The sequence below is a fragment of the Indolivaga capnocytophagoides DSM 22835 genome (assembly GCF_000426485.1).
GTDB lineage: Bacteria > Bacteroidota > Bacteroidia > Bacteroidales > Dysgonomonadaceae > Dysgonomonas_A > Dysgonomonas_A capnocytophagoides.
The window spans coordinates 125,503-145,113 of the sequence record NZ_AUFL01000009.1 but is presented as its reverse complement, the minus strand read 5'-3'; the positions used below and the strand labels follow the sequence as shown (position 1 = coordinate 145,113).

Below are 19,611 nucleotides of genomic sequence, written 5' to 3'. Positions count from 1 at the left end.
TATTTGATGACTGTTTAAGTATAACAGCAATAGATAGTTATTGCTTTAAAATGCAACATTAAATACTTATTGTTACTTAGTGAAAAGTGACGAATCTAAAAAATACAGATATGAAAAAGATATTTATGTTAGCCTTACTCGGTATGCTGTTTATTACATCGTGTAATGATCTGGATATATCGCCTAAGAATATTGTAACGGATGAAGACCTGATGACCAATGAGTCGGGGATGGAGATTTATCTGGCACGTATGTACAGCTACATGCCTTTTGAGGAATTTAAATACATGCCTCAATGGGGACTGAGGTTCGACTCTTGGCTTGGAGCCATGGGGATATCGGGAACCGGAGAAGCCTTGAACAGAGATGGAATATGCTCAGCCTTTACAGGTGAGGATACACCATACTGGAATGATGAGGGAAAGAAAGCTCAACCTTTCAAACTATTGAGAGATGCAAATTACTTGTTGGAAACCCTGCCTAAATACAGGGAGGCTTTTACGGAAAAACGCTACAATCACTATTTGGGTGAGGCATATTTTGTACGTGCGACTGTATTTTATGCTATGGCTCGCCGTTTCGGAGGAGTTCCGCTGGTTACTAAAGTTATTCCTTATCCTGCTGAATCAAGTGAATTGGAAGTGCCTCGCTCGACCGAAGAAGAAACTTGGGATCAGGTATTAGCCGATTTTGATAAGGCTGCCGAGCTACTGGAAACAACCAGTCCGAGAACAGGTTATTCGAATAAATACGTTGCTCTTGCTTTCAAATCCGAGGCGATGTTATATGCCGGATCTGTAGCAAAATATAACGAAACACTGCCCGGACGTATGACCGGATTGGGTGAAAAGACAGGTGTAAGAGTTATAGGTTTTGCAAGTGATACGTGGCAGGCTGCATCTAAAAGGTATTTTACAGAAGCTTATAAGGCTGCCCGTGAAGTAATGGAAACCGGAGGTTATTCTCTGTATAAGAAGAAATGGTCGGCAACAGATAAAGAAGCTCAATATCAGAATATGGTGGATATGTTCAGCGACTTGTCCAGTCCCGAAAATATTTATGTGAAGCAGTATCAATACCCGACATTAACCCACGGATATGATGCTTACAGTGCTCCATTTATATTCCGTGCTCCATTAGCATCGGGAACTTGTCCTACTTTGGATTTTCTGGAGTTGTTCGATGGATTCGATCGCTATCCGAATGGTACTGTAAAAGTTACAACGGGTTCGTCTAACACTACGGGCGATTATATAATGTACGATAAACCGATGGATTTCTTTAAAAACGCAGAACCTCGTTTGCGTGCCTATGTTATTTTCCCCGGAGATATGTTTAAGGGAAAAGAAATTGAGATTCGTGCAGGTATTTATACGGGGTCTTCTCCTGTAAAACCATTGTTTAATGATTATTCGTATAATTCGGCTGATACACGTTATCAGCATCTGGATGCTTATAAAAATACACCTAAGACTTTGTTTTTGAGTCCAAGAGATGGAAATAGTCAGGAAATCGTTTCTTATAATGGAAAAGATATGACCGCTGCCGGAGCCAATGGTCCGTTCTATGATTTTGGTGAAGGTTGTCTTACAGGTCTTTATGGTCGTAAATGGCTTAATCCGGATCCGTCATTCGAAGCCGGAGAAGGTAAATCGGCTCAGCCGTTTATTTTGATGCGCTACGCCGAAGTATTGCTTAATGCAGCGGAAGCCGGTGTGGAACTATCTTTGGCAGGAGCTCCTTCTCCTGATGGTTCTAATCTGATACAGGTGGCTACAGAAGCTGTTAATGCCATTCGTGAACGTGCCGGAGCTACTCAGTTGACCAGTCAGATTACTTCTAACAGAACAGGTTTGGATATTGTACGTAAAGAACGACGCAAAGAGCTGGCTTTCGAGCATAAAACTATCTGGGATTTACGCAGATGGCGTGTTTCGCATTACGAAGGTCGTGATGAATTCTGGGGCGAAAGCAGGGATAAATCTCTTTACAGTAATAATGCGAGGTATCGTTTCCGCGGTTTATATCCGTTCTTTTCAACTCAAACCGGAAAGTATTTCTTTGACGCACGTTTCCAATGGGTTAGTCTTAAGACTTTTGAGTTTAATGCTATCGATTATTATTTTGCAATACCTTCGGGTGAAGTTGCTAAAAGCAGGGTAATTGATCAACAACCTAACAGATAATGATATTATATCTATAATAATAAAGGTCGCAGACTTTTATAAATAATGAATATACGGAATATGAAAAAAATAGAACCTTATATTTTTATATGTGTACTCGCTTTGTTTACGTCTTGTAGTTTATTCGAAATGGATAACTATGATGAACCGGGCGAAACTTTACAGGGCGAAGTGGTAGATATAGCTACTGGCGAACGGGTGCTGACCGATCAGGGAAGTGAAGGCATTCGTGTGAGATTGACTGAAACGAGTTGGGGCGAAAATGTGACTCCGAATCCTGATTTTTATTGCATGTCGGATGGGACTTTTCAGAATACCAAGTTATTTAAAGCGGACTATAATATCCGTATTGACGGACCGTTTATACCTCTTGTCAGAGAAGATGAACGGGGTATAGTTTATGCTGATGAAACGATAGACACTAAAATAAGCGGAGTCAACAATGTGAAATTCGAAGTTTATCCATTTTTGAAAGTGGAATTACTGGGAGATCCTACCGTTGCAAATGGGAAGGTTACGGCAAAAGTGCGTGTGACCAGAGCTGTTTCTCCGGAGATATTTAAAGAAAAAGTTCAGGTAATGGGCGATTATAGCGATAGTTTCCTAAATATAACAGATATTCAGTTTTTTATAAGCTATTCTTCAAGTGTCGGATATAGAGCCAGGGACGAAAGATGGTCAAGTAAAATCGAATATACAGGTTCGGCATTCAATTCTTTGCTGGGAGACGAGATAACTATACAATCGAACGGAACTATACCTTCGGGTCGTAAGGTGTTTGTGCGTGCTGCAGCCCGCATAAATTACGATACGCCAAAAGGTAGTGGTATCAGAAGATGGAATTACAGCGCACCGATGGAAGTAATGATTCCGTGATAATAAGTAAAGACTGTTCCTGATTTTAGAAATTTGAAATTTTATCTATAGGATAAAGCGGTCTTTAGGCCGCAGACCCCTCTTGTTAAAAAATATTCTTTAATGTGAGACAGGTACACTTTGTAGGGGTAGGGCTCTACTCTACCCTTTATTAATGAAAAAAGGAAACATCAGAAAAAGGACAATTTCAGTGTGACTTTTGTAACCTTTTATTATAAGTAACGGAACGTTTTTAATGGCGTGTCGAAATGCTAATTGCCTGTTATTTTTATGTTTACGAAGTTGATGAAAGGGTCTGAGACCTTAACTAAGCAATACTCTATGAGAAATAAAATTTTGGTTTTATGTTTATTAGGTGTTGGTCTTCAATTGAAATCTCAGAATGTCGATAATGTAAAGACTACATTTCAGACATCAAGAGAATGGAGACCTACCATTGATACCCGTGCCGATGCTGTAATGGTATACGGGGTAGGGGGAAATCCTTCCGATAAGTCGGAAAAAATATCATTCGAAGAACGTGTTCAATCTTGGAAAGACAGAGGTTATACTGTCCATTTTATGACAGGAATAGCATGGGGTGAATATCAAGACTATTTTACAGGCGAATGGGATGGAAAGATGCATTTGGATGAAGGTCAGGTACAACAAAATGGCGATACTATCTGGCATGGCCATATGGTTCCTTATATCGTTCCTACTGCTAATTATTTGAAATATATAAAAGAGAAACATATAAAGCGGGTAATTGATGCCGGTATTGATGCTATTTTTCTCGAAGAGCCTGAATTCTGGGCTAGGGCAGGGTACAGTGAGGCTTTTAAACGGGAATGGAAAAAATTTTACGGATCGGAATGGAGACCTCAGCATGAGTCTCCCGAGAATACATATCTGGCAAATAAGCTGAAGTACCATCTCTATTATAATGCTTTGAATGATGTATTTACTTTTGCGAAAGAGTATGGAAAGAGTAAGGGTATGGATATTAAATGCTATGTCCCGACTCATTCTTTAGTCAATTATTCGCAATGGCAGATTGTGAGTCCGGAGGCTAGTTTGGCATCTCTTCCATGTATTGATGGTTACATTGCTCAGGTTTGGACGGGTACTTCCCGTGAACCTAATTATTTCAACGGAAAACTCAAAGAACGTGTGTTCGAAACGGCTTTTCTTGAATATGGATCAATGGAGTCTATGACTGCTCCAACCGGTCGCAAGATGTTTTTTCTTACAGATCCGATAGAGGATTGGCCTCGGGATTGGGTTGATTACAAGAAAAACTATCAGGCTACTTTTGTCGCTCAACTTTTGTACCCTCAGATAGCTAACTATGAGATAATGCCTTGGCCAGAACGTATATATGAAGGTTTATATAAAACGAGTGCAGATAGCGATAAAAAAGAAAGAATACCGAGACATTATTCTACTCAGATGCAGGTAATGGTAAATACATTGAATCAGATGCCTTTGACAGAATCTAGAGTTTCGGGTTCTAAAGGTATTAGTGTTTTGATGGCTAATTCTTTGATGTTTCAGCGATTTCCCATTCACGAAGGATATGAAGATCCGCAGCTTGCAAATTTTTATGGATTGGCTTTGCCCTTCCTGAAAAGAGGAGTTCCAGTTAAGACTGTACATATTGAAAACTTGTCATACAAAGAAGCATTGGCGGAAACAAAAGTCTTGCTGATGTCATATTCAAACATGAAACCATTAAGCCCCGAAGCTCATACGCATCTGGTTGATTGGGTTAAATCCGGCGGTGTATTGGTGTATTGTGGGCAGGATAATGATCCGTTTCAGTCTGTTTCGGAATGGTGGAATACAAAAGGAAATGCTTATAGGACTCCAGCCGCACATCTGTTTGAAAGGATGAATATGGGAGTTTCCCCAGACGAAGGTATTTATAACTATGGAAAGGGCTTTGTATATGTTGTGAGGTCAGATCCTAAAGAGTTTGTCTTAAATACAGGAAGTGACAAAAAGTTGCTGGATATTGTATCTGATATGTATGAAAACAAGTCTAAAGCAGGGAAACTTGAATTTAAGAACAGCTTCTATTTACAGCGTGGAGCTTATGATCTGGTTGCTGTCTTAGATGAAAGTGTGAATGATAAGTCTTATGTGATAGATGGAGTATTAATTGATTTGTTCGATCCGAAACTACCCATATATACCCATAAAGAAATTCAGCCGGGAGAGCATGCGTTCTTCTTTAATATTTCACGGGTTAAGGATAAACATAAGCCTCAGGTGCTTGCTTCGGCAAGTAGGATTTATGAAGAAGAAGTCCGGAAAGATTCATACTCTTTTGTTGCTAAAAGCCCTATAAATACGACCAATATTTCACGGGTGCTATTACCGAGGATTCCGCGTTCGGTGTTGGTCAATGGAACAAATGTCTTCGAAACTCGATATTGGGATAGCCAGACGAAAACCTATCTACTTGAATTTGAGAACAACCCCGAAGGTGTTTCTGTTTTGATTAAATGGTAAATTATCTGATCCTATTACCCTTATTATAATTCCGTATAAGTGTCAATTCTTAGTTTGTACGAAATTCGATTGAAAGGCTGACACTTATACGAAATTAAACTACTGTTCACTTAATTGCTTATGCTAACTGTGCTAAGATTAGTATTCCATCCTCTTACTTCTATTTGAGGTTTCTCATTGTTCCTCGGATTGTAGTCAATGATAATAGTTTTAGTTCCACCCGGAATAACAGATACATAATTATCGTTATAAAAAGCAGGAAGTATACGTTTTCCTGTTTTCGAGTCTATTAGAGAAATCCTATTGAAAAAGGCAACCGGGCTATTTATAGAATTAGAAAGACTTACTTCAATTTTTGATTCTGATAAGAATCTGGTAGAAATACCGAGATCAGCTTTCCTCATTTCGTTTAGTCCTGTATATTTCTTTTGGGAATCCGGATACCAGTAGAAATTTTCACTTAATGTATGCTTATTCTTATCCAACAACTGAAGGTAGAGAAAACCTCCCTTTTCTTTAGTGATCTTATCCAATGGCTCTTTTAAAATGATGGTCTTTTTTGCATCAGACGCATTGATGTATGCAATCTCTTGAGTCAGTAAGGTCTCTTTCCCGTTTATATCATATGCTTTAGCTATGATCATCAAATCATTATACGCCTTAAAGTTATTGTTAACGATCATTACTCGTCCCGTAACAGGGTTACACATTATGTGCAACGGCTCGCTTCCCTTACGTAAGCCGAATAGTGAAGCATTTGGGTCAAGATAATAATCGTACATCTGCCCACGCATCGAAGTCCATGGATTCTGAGTTTTCCAGATAATAGTTCCTGTATACCATTCCCACATATGAGAACTGAATCCCTCGATCAGTGCCCGGTACTGATCGTAGTTGACCAATTGAGCTTTCATCGCAAAGTCTCTGATGTCTTTAGGTTTTCCGTAAGGTTCTATAAAATTCTCATAACCTACTCCGGAATAAGTATGATATGTCCATACCGGATCAACATCTTCTCTAAACTTAGCATTCGGATTATATTGAGGAGCAATTCTATTCTCTTCAGGCAGAAAACGTCCCAATGATTCATAATCGCCGACTCCGACTGAGCCGACCTCGGAATTAAATGGCCATGTTTGCTTTTCCCAAAATGACACTATCGGTTGTATAGTATATGGGCCGTCACCATTGCCTCCTAAGAAATTATACGACCACTCGTCAGAATTAGAATAGTCTATAAACCAGCGGGTACCATCCAGTTGAGGGAGAATGCTGTCTCTTAACGGTATCAAAATATCCTCCGGAGGCATAATTTCATTGCCGCCACACCACATGGCTAAAGAGGGATGGTTGCGTATCATCTTTATCATATCTTTGGCAGACTCTAAAACCAACGGATGATTATCAGGGTACTTTCGTCTTGTCCATTGGTCTTCCGCCTTTAACGGATCGAGCCAGCGTCCGTTGCAATCGCCTGAAAACCAAAAATCCTGAATAACTAACAAACCGTATTTATCACAGGCCTGATAAAATTCAGGGCGCTCGGTTAATGCTCCACCCCAAATACGGATAAGATTGAGGTTCATGTCTCGGTGGTATCGGATTTCGGCATCATAGCGTTCGTCTGTAAATCTGAGCATGGCATCCGAGATAATCCAGTTTCCTCCTTTTATAAAAATCCGCTGACCGTTGACGTATATTTCCTGACTACGGGTTACAGTATTCCATTTACGGGAAATTTCCCGTACTCCGAATATTAGCTTTTCAGAATCGGATGCAGTGGTTTTGCCATCCTCTATAAATTCGATGTTCAGATTGTATAACGATTGCTCTCCATACCCCGAAGGCCACCACAATTTCGGATTTTCCATTGTGAAATCGGGCAATTGTATTTCGGCACTCGCATTGGGTGATATTGTAACATTTCGTGAGATAATATCTTGTCCCAATGTATAGCGTAATGTACCCGATATTTGTTTGTTCGAAGTATTCTCAAGTTCTGTTGACACTTTTAGCACTGCATGCTGCTGTTCTTCACATGGAATACGCTTTTCCGGAACTACTGTTATAATATGTGGATTCAGCAGATTTACTCGTCCCGTTTTTTCTATGTATACTTTATCCCAGATTCCGGTATTACGATCGCGGATAGGCTGTATCCAATCCCAGCCTGCAACGTACTGATGTGATACATTCTTCGCAATCCGTCCATCTCCGCCTTGCCCGCCATTCGGTTTACCTACAGGATCGGGAGGATATACAATAACACCCAGCCTGTTTTTTCCATCGGCAGCCAACAATTTGGTAATATTAAAAGTTTTGCGTAAAAACATGCCTTCGTAAAGTTCTGTATTTACTTTTCGACCATTCAGATAGATTTCACAACTGTAATTTATACCTCTGAATGTAAGCCAGACCTGTTCTTCTCCCTTAGGTTGTTTTTCTTCGAAATTTTTGATAAACCAGTAAGTATAATATTCTCGTCCGGTGTCGTAGATGTCAGGTATCTTCTCGTTGTTCATCCCGTAAAAAGGGTCGGGAATTTCCTTGTTCTCAAGCTGGGTTGTTAGCACTGTGCCGGGAACAACTGCTTTTTTCCATTTGTCTGTAGGATATGATATTACTGATATCTTTTCTCCGCTATCTTCAGTTTGCGATGCTTGCAGGCATTTCCATCCCGAATCTAATTCGTAACGGTTCTGCGCTTGTAGAGCAAATATCACAGACAGAATTAGTATTGTTAATATATATCTTTTATTCATTGTCGTTAATTGCTGTTATTTAATTTTTTAACCTCAAAAGGTTACAAAGGTCACACTGAAATTGCTCTTTTTCATCCGTAACCTTTTCCTCTTAATTTTCATATTGAAAGATCCAGACATTGTTTTCAGTATAGATAAAAATTCTGAATCTTATTTGTTTTCGGCTTTAAGGACATCTTCTGTTGTGCCCCATGTTTTTGAAGGTTTATTTCCCATTTCAAATTCCAGGGTACCTCCCGATTCTATATCCTTGAAATCTATGTAATATTTAATATACTCTTTTCCATTCAGCCGGATACTTTGGATGTACTTATTTTCAGAACTGTTGTTGTGAGCTATTATCTTGAATTCTTTGTTGTCTTTTACTTTAATGACCGCCTGATCGATAAGAGGACTTCCGAATATATATTTTCCACCTGCAGGTTCTACCTGATAGAAACCCAGAGCAGACAAGATATACCATGCAGACATCTGTCCTACATCTTCATTGCCCGATAGTCCGGCAGGCTGATCGTGGTATAACTCGGATAATACCTGACGTACTCTTTCTGCTGTTTTCCATGGCTGTCCTACATAAGGATACATGTACAATACCTGATGGCTCGGTTCATTGCCATGTGCGTATTGACCTATAAGTCCGCTTATATCAGGAGACGCATGCTCACCCAGGGAGCCTTCGACAATGAATAGAGAATCGAGCTTGGATATAAATCTGTCGGTACTGCCGAATAGATTTACTAATCCTTGTATGTCGTGCGGAACCAGCCATGTGTATTGCCATGCGTTGCCTTCGGTATAATCATTATCGCGATGCACGGATTCGAAAGGATTGAAAGGTGTTCTGAATTTTCCATCGGAAGACAATCCTCTCATAAAGCCTGTTTCTTTATCAAAATAATGGGAATAAGATTTACTCCTTTTCAGAAAATAATTATAATCGTCTTGTTTTCCCATCTTTTGAGCAACCTGAGCTAAAGACCAGTCGGCAATTGCGTACTCCATACATTTGGATAAACCTTCTTCTTCTTTGTCATATGGTATATAGCCGTATTCTTTGAGGTATTTCAACCCTCTTTCATCAAGCATTGCCGATTTCTTCATGGCCTCGTATGCGAGTTCTTTGTCAAAACCGCTATATCCTTTCAGAATGGCATCTGCTACTACGGCGATTGCAGGATTGCCAACCATGCAGTCGGTCTCGCATCCCATCAGATGCCATACAGGCAATTTGCCTTGTTGCCGATATATCGCAAGCATTGTATTGATGATATCATTTACTCTGTCGGGATGTATTATTGTCATTAACGGATGTGCCGCTCTATAGGTATCCCATAACGAAAATGTAGTGTAATTGATAAATGAGGCATTACGGTATATCTTTTTATCTGTTCCCAAGTAGTCTTTGTTCGTGTCGTTAAATTCCGATGGAGCAATCATTGTATGATACATGGCTGTATAAAAACAGCGTTTTATCTTCTCGTCAGATGTTGTTATTTTTATTTTTTTGAGCTCGTTATTCCATGCTTCATCTGCTTTTTTTACCGTCTGATCGAAATTCCATCCGGGTAATTCGTCCTTCATATTCAATTTGGCATTCTCTATACTGACCGGGGATAAGGCAACTTTTACATAGATTTCTTCTTTCGGTGCTGTATCGAAAAGTATTTGGGCATACACTCCTTCTCCCTTGAGCGAATTGCTTTCTATTGTATCGTCTCCGTGAGATAACGAAAACTCTTTCATCGGTTTAGAAAATACAGCCGTAAAAAAGATGCGTTGGTCTTTTGCCCATCCTGTAGAGAACCGATAGCCCGATACAACCGAATCATTTTCACGGATCAAATAAGTATCAACGGGTTTATCCCAGTTTATCTTACTCTTGAGGTCTATTATAACTTTTGCATCTTTGCTTTCGGGGAATGTGTATTTGTGGAAGCCGACCCGTTTGGTGGCAGTTAAAGCAACGTCGATATTATATCTGTCGAGATGTACCGAGTAGAATCCTGCTTTAGCTGTTTCGTTGCGGTGGCTGAACAGAGAGTACATTCCTGATTGAGGGTCGGATATTTCTCCTTTCCCTAGTTTTACATTGCCGATTACAGGCATCAAAGCAATATCACATAAATCGCCTATTCCGGTTCCGTTCAGATGTGTATGTGTGAATCCGAATATGGTTGAGTCCGAGATATGATATCCTGAAGTCCAGTCCCATCCTTCGGTAATGTTTGTGGGTCCTAACTGAACTAATCCGAAGGGGACGTTTGCTCCCATAAAGACATGTCCGTGATCTCCTGTTCCTATATAGGGATCAATATATTGAGTCAGATTTTCAGAACTGTTTGAAACAGTCTCTCTTGTTCCGCAGCCGGTTGAGACAATAGGGACAATGAATGCCAGATAGATGAATGTTGATAATTTCATTTTAAACAGATTAAGTAGTGTATATCTATTCTTTATCCAAGATAATAAAGATTTTAGCCACTACTCCATTAATTATGATTGTAATGGCTAAAATCTATCTAAAGAATATTACCAGTCTTTTTCGAACGTGTTTCCGGAGAATACAATTTCATCGTCATATAAAACAGAGGCGAAATCATTAAACGCTGAAACATAGCTCTGCGCTGGATTGAAGTCATAAAGCATATTCACTCCATATTCACTGTCTCTTACCCGTTTGAGGGTTTGCATGTCGTATGTACCTACATAATAACCTTGTCCGTCGGGAAGTTTGTATAAGCCATCAACAATTTTACGGGAATAGGGCGATACTTGCTTATTAGTCATACCCAGATACCGTCTGGTTATATTGTTATTAAAAGACCCGTAATAAGGCTCTAATGTATAATCAACAAAATCACCCGGATTCACACCCTCTACAGTCTGGCTAAACCCGACATACCCATAATGGTAAACTATGACCGTTTTGTCGGGCATAATCTTTTTTGTTTCATAACATAATCGGGCATAAGCATTGCTCGATGGAGTGACAAATCCCGGTACTCCTACAGACTGTGAGTATTGTGAATATTCGTCATCGAAATCGATACCGTCAAGACCGTATGCATCAACAATAGCTTTTAGTTCTTTAGCAAAATCCTTAGCTGTTGATTCAGACAAATTAGCAACTCCGGCTGCATCATGGTTTCCGAGTATTGATAAATTGACACGAATGCCTTTATCCTGTAGAGGTTTAATGTATTTGTCCCTGTTGGACAGCAGATGAGAAACATTTTCGTTCATAGAAACAAATACACGTCCGGTTTCCTTGTTGTAATTGATGTTGGCGGCGAATATGGTGACAATATCCACAAATGGTTTACCGCTGTTTTTCAGCATATATTCTCCTGCATTCAGTATATTCGTATTATTAACCTCGAAGTACATGATAGTAACAATACCCGATTCTTTAGCAGCATCGGGAGTATTACCCATATACTTTACAACGAACAGATAAGCCCCTTCTCCTGAAGAGGTTTTGATACCCGAATCATTCGATTCGAATGCTACCGGTAGTATATAGCTTTTGCCGATTTCCAGGCTGTTGTCTTTCTTCAGTTTAATGGTTACAGGTTCAGATTCGGTTTTCCCTTTTTCTATCGTTACAGTTTCGCCATTCTCGATAGAAGCCGAACTTAATGGGAAAATTTTAAAATCCGTACCGTTCGCATTATTGTATTCATTGAGAACAGATTCGTCAAATTTGAGCTTACCCGAGAATGTATTTTCTTGAGTCTTGGATAATTTCAGATATACCTTAATTTCTGTACTACCGCTTCTTAATTCGACTGTCTGCATGTCTCGTGCATCGTTATAATTCTTTAAGGATACATAGGAGTCTTTTGCCTTATCGTAATTATTGTCGTCTATATTGCTGAGGTTTATATCATCCGAACAAGAAACAAACAATGCTCCTGCCAGTATCGAAAATACAGCTAAAGACGACAGTCTCTTTTTTATATTGTTAATCATAGTCTTCTATATTATTATTTATACTTACGTAAATGAATATATTTAAGAGTTCAACCCTTTATTTAGACTTTTCGGGTAAGCTTACCGAGTTCCATTTCAGAGCATTCTTGGCTACAGCGTTGTTGCCATTCGAAGTGTGATCCTTTACGATATTACCGTCGCCGTCATCGAATTTCCAGTAAGCCACCAATCCGGGAGATTCTGGATCTATATAGTACGGATTGTTTGCAATTTCTTCTTGTGTGCGGACAGTATTCCATATACGGCATTCGGCTATTTCTCCTGCCAGATAACGATCATCGGCATAAGAGCGCCCGATATAAAACCCGTCAGCACCTCCGACTCCTAAGTTTATGGTTCCGATACTTTGGGTTGTTACACTTGATTGTACTTTTCCATTGATGTATATTTTCATCGTATTAGTTCCCGAATCATAGGTCATAGCCATGTGTATCCATTCATTAGTGGGTAACGCTTTATTGCTGTCTGCATCCGGATAGTTGCCGCGGCTTGTTGCTATTTGTACTTGGCTCGGCGGAAAATTAGCATCGCCGAGACGGATAAGAAAGCGTCCTTCGATTCCCATAACTGTACTGATCAGACGGTCATAATCCCTTGCTCTGAACAGGGCTTCCATTGTCACCTGTGACAAATTATTGCAGACGTCCGGCTTAGCCCAGTTTATCGATAAATTGTTTTTCTCGATGTCTGCTACAGTATTGATCAGCGCAGCACCTTTTACTACATAATAGGTTGTTTGTTTACTTTCCAGAATACCTACTACGGATACATTGTCTATCGAAACAGGCAATACATATACACTGTCTTCATTCAGAGTACTCAGGTTTTTGAATACTATTTTTACTTCCGAAGACAGCACGCTCCCTGCTTTTATAACAGCCTCAGGTTCTGTTATTGTATAATTATCCGAAGGCAGCAGCATAGCATGGTCTTTATACAATGAGTTATACTTGTCGACCTTCGAAGCATCTGCTTTATATACAATCTTAATATCGGAAGCTTCGGGTTGAGCTACGGAAGCCTGTAATGTTTTTTCCACTACATCTATCCCCCTTTTTATCAAGACTTCTTCTTTTAGTGACGATGAGTTGATAAAAGTTTTATTATCGAACGAATCGCTGTCATTGCATGCTGCAAATAAGGCTGACAGGGCGATAATGGATGTTATATATAATTTATATATTTTCATAATGTTTGAATTAAGGTCTCAGACCTATTTGTTACTTTGGTAAATAAAAAAACCAGAGTGTGTTATAAACTGAAAGTGTATCATTAAATACTTTTTTTGACTTAAGTAACACCTTAGTTATTAGGTGAAGGGTTAAGAGTATTTATGGCTCCTCTCGTATATGGATATGTCAGAGTAGGATTGAAGAAATCGTTCTGAACATTGTATATTGCGATCCCCGATTTCTTGTATCTGGCAGATGGTTGTGCCAGCCATATAGCAGTCTGAGGGATAGCCCTGATACCTTTTTCGTAGTTAAAGTATCCGGTTTTATTATCCGAAGGATCGAGAGATGCTGTTGATATCTGTACAATAAAACGATCAGACGGAACTTCGTCTACGGCTGCCATTTCGAGACTGAAATCCATAGCTTGTGTTGATACTTCATCTATTGCATTGATAATAATACTCTTGCATGATTTCAATATTGCTTTATCCAGAAGATTTTGTGGTTTTCCTTCAAAAATAATTGATTTCGAATTATGAGCATCATACCAGCTTTTTATGGGTGACATGTATGCATTCTGAAATTTAGTATAAGTCGCCAGTTCCTTCTCTGTCATATGGAGTGTAGATTTCCCATTGTATTTTATAGAGATACCATCATAGCTGTATTTATCTGCTAAAGCTAAATAATCGTTGACTTTGCCTGTCAGAAAGGTGACGAACTCGTCTTCATTAACCTCTGCTCCTTCTTCTAAAGCATTGTCATATTCGAGCTTAATAGCTTCATATCCTATCGAGAAGATAAACTTCATCCCTTTATTTTCCCTTACCGATTGCATCTCCTGTAGTTCTCTGTCAGTCAGATTATCAGGATACATCAAGGCTATTACATCTATGCTGTCGGGCAGTGCTGTCAAGTGATGAGAGCGGTTTACAGCGTCTTTTGTGCTGTTATCGTACCAAGCATAGACTAACTTATGATCTGTAAGCTTATAATTTCGAAGGCTTTCCAAATATTTTGCATATACATCAGGATCAATATTTTCTATGTTCGGAACATTTACATCTAGGCTCTCGTTTTCTGTCCAATCGCTGCATGCCGTAAACCCTAATCCCGACATAAGGCAGAGGAGAGCTATAATTGTATTTTTATTTAATCTGCTTTTCATAATTACATCTGTTTATGTAAACTGGTTATTCGTTGAAAGTCATTAATCTGTGATGACTTTATTTCTTGGCGTCCCACCATACATTTGTTGCCATATTGTCAGCACCGTTCAGAAATTTCAGTCCTGCATTCAGGTTAGTAGTGTTATCAGTATATTCGCTCTGAGGATAGGGTAGGCGGCGAGCCATTTTATTGTCGGATACTATACCGCCGCTCTTGTTAGAGGGAGCAGGCATTAGTTTAGGATAACCTGTTCTGCGGAATTCACTCCACGCTTCAAGTCCGAGAGGGAAATTGGCTATCCATTTTTGAGTGATAATACGTTCGAGATTAGTTTCGAAAGATGCACCTGCATTCCACTTAATGGTAATAGTACTGGTTGTTCCTTTAAATGAATTTATACCTGCAGGATCTACATAAGCTAAAGGCTTATTTGTCTCGTTTGTCATGTAACTATCCGCACCGGAAGCTCCCCATTGTGAAAAAGATAATCTGATGCCTTCTTCATAAAAGCTTTGGGCTGTACCTCCCATATTCCATCCTCGTAAAGCTCCTTCTGCTTTCAGGAACGACACTTCCGCTGCATTCATCCACATGAGTTTACTCTTAGGAGTAACGATCATATTCGAATAAGCGTGTGCGGTTTCTGCCGGCGGAATTTGTATTCCTGAACGTATACCGATAAATCCATCTTCGATTTTTCCTCCGAATGTAGATACTGTGAAATATTTTTCTCTGCGAGGGTCATTAAACCCATTCATATAGGATGTTATATCTGCAGATATACGGGAATCTCCTCCATTGTATTCATACATAATTGTATAAAAAGGATTTTGATTCTGATCAAGGTCAAGAAAAGCATTATCACTGTTACCAGTCATGGTTCCGATTTCATCGGCTGCAACTTCTTCCGCCTTTTTCTGTGCGGTTGAGGCATCAGCATATGCAATACGAATAGCCAGACGTAATTTTATCGAATTAGCCAGTTTGACCCATGCGATTGCGTCTCCTCCATATACTTTATCGGCTTTAGCACTGAAATTTTCTGTCCGGTATTCTTTCAGAATCAGTATGGCACTGTCCAATTCGTTGAACATTTTGTTATAAATAGCCTGTTGAGAATCGTAAGGGGCATTCAGCTGTCCTTCAGCTCCGATCTTCGAATAGGGCATTGGTCCATAAGTATCCACAATACGAGACATAGCAACAACTTTGATAATGTCAGCTACAGCCAGCGGTACAGGTTTTGTGGTCATTTTTTTGATTCGGCTGTGATTTGGAAATATTTTGGGGATCACATCTTCAAATGGGACTTTCATCCAGTTTTCGGGAGCATTGTAACTCGAAAATTTACCGGAATTAAATCCGGGGTTAGAGTCTCCTATATATCCGCCATATGATCCTGCAAAAAGACAGTCTATAAACTGAAACATATTGGCATCCACAGGAATTGTATAATTCTGCATTTCGAGCATAGATGCTTGTAAAGCATAGTCGTCTCTTTGTTTTTCATCATCCGTTACTCCTCCGGGATTCCGGTTTACGTTTTCATAATTATCTGTACAGCCAATGAAGCAGGACAGAGCTGTCAGTAACAGTATTTTGCTAAATAATTTATTCATGACAAATAAGGTTAAGATTAGAATTTAAGGAGAACGTTAAAGCCTAAATTACGGGTGCTGGGCATCATAAAGTAGTCGATTCCCTGATAATAGTTTCCGGTAGAAGCTACCGCTTCGGGATCGAAAGGTGCTTTATTATATATCATCCACAGATTACGTCCGACCAGAGATACTGTTACGTCTGCAACATTCCACACTTTATTGCGTGGAAATGTGTAAGCGATGCGGGCTTCCTGCAGGCGGACATTGGTTGCGCTGTATGTGTAATACTGAGGGATTCCCAATTCTCCGCCTATTGCTGTGTACCAGTTTTGTGCAGAAATAACGTCTCCTCCGTTGATCAATACTCCACCGTTGTCACGGGCATTGGCACTTGCTTCGGAAACACCGTAACGATCAAGTGTAGCCTGAGTGGCAGAATACACAATACCTCCCAAACGTGCGGAAATAAGGAAGCTGAAATTCAGATTTTTCCAAGAGAAGTCATTTCTCCATGCCATGTTCGCTTTAGGGAATACGCTGCCCAGCTTGATGTCTTCTTTTGCGTTTTGTTTAACTACATTACCATCTGATGTAACATAGATATATCCGTCTTGGTCACGCATTAACTCGGCACTTGAATATAAGTCGCCCAGACTTCCTCCTGTTTTTAGAATAAAGCGGGTCAATCCGAGACGTCCGACTTCCAAACGGTCGATATTCATCGTTGCTCCTGTTTCCGGATGCACATAATTTTTTACGATTTCAAGTATTTTGTTTTTATTCGCACTGAATGTATAGGTCGAAGACCACTTGATATCATTCCATGTGTTCTGATAGCCCAGAGATAGCTCGATACCTTTGTTCTGTACTTTTCCGGATTGTACATATAGCCTTTTGTATGCAGATGAAACAGACATTTGGGCATCAAAGGTTTGATTGTATGTTTTTGTGGAGTATAAACTCAGGTCGAGACTGAATCCATGAAGGAACCGAGTACTTAGACCAACTTCCCATGAATCTGTTTTCTCCGGTTTCAGATTAGACATCGGATAGTTGCTCAATGCTCCTGCCCATGAATTAGTGCTGCTGTCCCATTCGTAAGTAGGATTAGACAGAAAGCGTGGAAATGGCATTCCGACAGATGCAAATGATGCTCTTACTTTGGCATATTCGAGTTGTTTGGGCAGTTCGAATATTTCAGAAAGAACAATAGATGTTCCTACAGAAGGATAAAAGAAAGAGCTCTTGGAAGAATAAGGCCCTGCAAGTTGCGATGGCCAGTCGTTACGACCGGTAAGAGTCAGGTAATAAGCACTCTTGTATCCGATTTCGGCACTTGCAAAAACAGATTGGGTTTGTTCTTCCCAGCTTGGCTGTTCCCTCTTTGTCTTGGCATTATCCAATTGATAAACGTTAAATACGTTTGGTATAAGAGATTCACTTATAGGTCCTCTAACCCTTAGAATGTCTTGTTTGATTACCGAAAAAGATGTCCCGATATTGGCATGTAACGAAATTCCGTTATCGAATGACTTATCTATATTGGCGATGGCATCACCGTAGGTTTGTTTTTCTTTAGTACCGGTAATTCCGTAAAAACCATTGGCTGATCCTTCGGTAAGAGTTAGGTTGGAAGATGCATAGAGCTTTTCGGTAAAGTCGTTATTCGAATTATCAACTCTGATACGTCCCGAGAGGCTCAGCCAATCCAATACTTTGTAGCTGAGGCTGGCATTCATCATATAACGGTCTTTGGTATTCTCTCTCAGATTTCTGTAATTGATCCAATAAGGATTCTGTCCTGTATATTCGTTGATTCCCTGAGGCCAGTATTGAGTGCTTATATTTCGTGACGAATTCCATCTTTCGTACATCTTGATATCATTCCAGTCGTCTCCGCGAGGAAATAAATAAGCGGTAACAAGAGGATTGGAATAAATTCCCTGATTGATCATATTCCGATCTTTCTGTTTAATGTAGCTCATACCTACATCGAGTGTCATTTTATCATTCAGAAAATATGCTGTATTACGGAATGTGAAGTTGTACCGTTCGTATTTATTATTGGGAATCATACCTTTTGAGTTTACTGCACTTCCGGAGAGATAAGTCTGATTGGTTTTTGTACCTGTGCTCAATGTAAATGATTCCGTAGCTACTACTCCTGTATTCAGATAATCGTCCTGAGGTGAATATCTGTTATCGGTCAAAGCTCCCCAACTTTTGTCAAGAACGGGCGCCGAAGATTGGAGATCTCCTGTTCCGTATTTGTTCTGGAATTTAGGCATAACCAATGGTCTCAGAAATTCGGTATTCTGAGAAACAGTAAGACTTACTTTTCCTTCTTTTCCTTTTTTAGTGGTTATAACTATGGCTCCGTTTGCTCCGCTGCTGCCATATAAAGCAGCGGCAGCCGCTCCGGTCAATACCGAAAGGGATTCTATATCTTCGGGGTTTAAATCGGCTATCGATTCGGACGATCCTGTGGACTGGAATTCAGTTCCACCTCCTCCGGAGAAGTTAAAAATAGGAACACCGTCTATTACATAGAGGGCATTACTTGATTGTGCAATACTTTTATTACCCCTCATGACTACCTTACTGGCTCCACCGACTCCCGATGAGCTTGTATTTATGTTAACTCCTGCTACTTTTCCGGATAGAGAGTTAATAAAGTTCGCGTCTTTATTATTTACCAGTTGATCCTGATTTAGCTGTTGTACATTATAGCTTAAGGCTTTTTGTTCTCTTTTTATACCTAAAGCTGTAACTACTACTTCTTTGATCATCTGTTCATCGGGACGCATCTGTAAAGAATATTGATTCTCTTTCTTCACTTGTACCTTTTGTGTGGTATAGCCCAAATAGGATAAAACTAAAGTTTCGCCTTCCGAAGCCTGAATTAAGAACTTGCCATCAATGTCGGTTATAACACCGCCTTTTAAGCCTGCAACAGTTACACTGACCCCGATCAAAGGGTCGTTGTTTTCGTCTATTACAGTTCCTGTGATATTTTTTTTCGGTGATGATTTTTTCTCGGCAACCAGCATAATGTAATTTCCGTCTATCTGGTAAGTGAATCCTGTTTCGGAGAGTATTTGGTTCAGAGCCTGATCCAATGTGGCGTTTTTCAGGTCGAGATTTATGTTTCTGCCCGACTCTAATTTAGATGAGTTATAGGCTATCGACATGTTAGCTTGTTTTTCTACTTCATGCAATGCTTGCGCAATGGATAGTCGACTATGTTGTATTGTGATTTTTGCATTGCTTTGTGCAAAAAGTCCTACCTGTATAAAAAACAGACAGATAAAAACAAGCAATGTTTTTGCTCTTGAATGATTATACTTCATAG

Annotated in this window: 10 protein-coding genes; 3 read left to right on the top strand and 7 right to left on the bottom strand. The window is 39.7% G+C overall.

Annotation, left to right across the window (positions count from 1 at the left end):
* Positions 1-110: 110 nt before the first annotated feature.
* From K322_RS0104730 to K322_RS0104720, 3 genes are all read left to right on the top strand, one after another.
* A complete protein-coding gene (locus K322_RS0104730; RefSeq protein ID WP_026625848.1) occupies positions 111-2,186 on the top strand; it encodes a RagB/SusD family nutrient uptake outer membrane protein in 2,076 nt (691 codons plus the stop codon).
* Positions 2,187-2,246: 60 nt separating this feature from the next.
* The gene (locus tag K322_RS0104725; RefSeq protein ID WP_026625847.1) at positions 2,247-3,062 is read left to right on the top strand and encodes a DUF3823 domain-containing protein; all 816 of its coding nucleotides are present in this window, start codon (positions 2,247-2,249) and stop codon (positions 3,060-3,062) included.
* 321 nt (positions 3,063-3,383) lie between these two features.
* Positions 3,384-5,558 carry a hypothetical protein gene (locus tag K322_RS0104720; protein ID WP_026625846.1) on the top strand — a complete coding sequence of 725 codons (2,175 nt, stop codon included), beginning with the start codon at positions 3,384-3,386 and terminating at the stop codon, positions 5,556-5,558.
* A 110-nt stretch (positions 5,559-5,668) separates the two neighbouring features.
* Here the strand turns inward: K322_RS0104720 and K322_RS0104715 are convergent, their stop codons facing one another.
* The 7 genes from K322_RS0104715 to K322_RS0104685 all read right to left on the bottom strand — a co-directional run bounded on the left by K322_RS0104715 (position 5,669) and on the right by K322_RS0104685 (position 19,609).
* A complete protein-coding gene (locus K322_RS0104715) occupies positions 5,669-8,320 on the bottom strand; it encodes a glycoside hydrolase family 2 protein (protein WP_026625845.1) in 2,652 nt (883 codons plus the stop codon).
* Between the two features lie 150 nt (positions 8,321-8,470).
* Positions 8,471-10,741 carry a GH92 family glycosyl hydrolase gene (locus tag K322_RS18580; protein WP_035331336.1) on the bottom strand — a complete coding sequence of 757 codons (2,271 nt, stop codon included), beginning with the start codon at positions 10,739-10,741 and terminating at the stop codon, positions 8,471-8,473.
* A 108-nt stretch (positions 10,742-10,849) separates the two neighbouring features.
* Positions 10,850-12,292 carry a BT_3987 domain-containing protein gene (locus K322_RS0104705; protein WP_026625844.1) on the bottom strand — a complete coding sequence of 481 codons (1,443 nt, stop codon included), beginning with the start codon at positions 12,290-12,292 and terminating at the stop codon, positions 10,850-10,852.
* A gap of 58 nt (positions 12,293-12,350) precedes the next feature.
* Positions 12,351-13,502 carry a DUF1735 and LamG domain-containing protein gene (locus tag K322_RS0104700; protein ID WP_026625843.1) on the bottom strand — a complete coding sequence of 384 codons (1,152 nt, stop codon included), beginning with the start codon at positions 13,500-13,502 and terminating at the stop codon, positions 12,351-12,353.
* A gap of 113 nt (positions 13,503-13,615) precedes the next feature.
* Positions 13,616-14,656, bottom strand: a complete 1,041-nt coding sequence (locus tag K322_RS0104695; protein WP_026625842.1) for a glycoside hydrolase family 18 — start codon at positions 14,654-14,656, stop codon at positions 13,616-13,618.
* A gap of 58 nt (positions 14,657-14,714) precedes the next feature.
* Complete coding sequence (locus K322_RS0104690) at positions 14,715-16,277, bottom strand: RagB/SusD family nutrient uptake outer membrane protein (protein WP_026625841.1); 1,563 nt, start codon at positions 16,275-16,277, stop codon at positions 14,715-14,717.
* A gap of 17 nt (positions 16,278-16,294) precedes the next feature.
* Positions 16,295-19,609 (bottom strand): SusC/RagA family TonB-linked outer membrane protein, encoded by a 3,315-nt coding sequence (locus K322_RS0104685; RefSeq protein WP_026625840.1) that lies wholly within the window; start codon positions 19,607-19,609, stop codon positions 16,295-16,297.
* Between the last annotated feature and the right edge of the window lie 2 nt (positions 19,610-19,611).

Excerpts from the sequence above, each read along its gene's own strand:
- K322_RS0104730 (WP_026625848.1), top strand. The coding sequence starts at position 111 with ATGAAAAAGATATTTATGTTAGCCTTACTCGGTATGCTGTTTATTACA.
- K322_RS0104725 (WP_026625847.1), top strand. The coding sequence starts at position 2,247 with ATGAAAAAAATAGAACCTTATATTTTTATATGTGTACTCGCTTTGTTT.
- K322_RS0104720 (WP_026625846.1), top strand. The coding sequence starts at position 3,384 with ATGAGAAATAAAATTTTGGTTTTATGTTTATTAGGTGTTGGTCTTCAA.
- K322_RS0104715 (WP_026625845.1), bottom strand. The coding sequence starts at position 8,320 with ATGAATAAAAGATATATATTAACAATACTAATTCTGTCTGTGATATTT.
- K322_RS18580 (WP_035331336.1), bottom strand. The coding sequence starts at position 10,741 with ATGAAATTATCAACATTCATCTATCTGGCATTCATTGTCCCTATTGTC.
- K322_RS0104705 (WP_026625844.1), bottom strand. The coding sequence starts at position 12,292 with ATGATTAACAATATAAAAAAGAGACTGTCGTCTTTAGCTGTATTTTCG.
- K322_RS0104700 (WP_026625843.1), bottom strand. The coding sequence starts at position 13,502 with ATGAAAATATATAAATTATATATAACATCCATTATCGCCCTGTCAGCC.
- K322_RS0104695 (WP_026625842.1), bottom strand. The coding sequence starts at position 14,656 with ATGAAAAGCAGATTAAATAAAAATACAATTATAGCTCTCCTCTGCCTT.
- K322_RS0104690 (WP_026625841.1), bottom strand. The coding sequence starts at position 16,277 with ATGAATAAATTATTTAGCAAAATACTGTTACTGACAGCTCTGTCCTGC.
- K322_RS0104685 (WP_026625840.1), bottom strand. The coding sequence starts at position 19,609 with ATGAAGTATAATCATTCAAGAGCAAAAACATTGCTTGTTTTTATCTGT.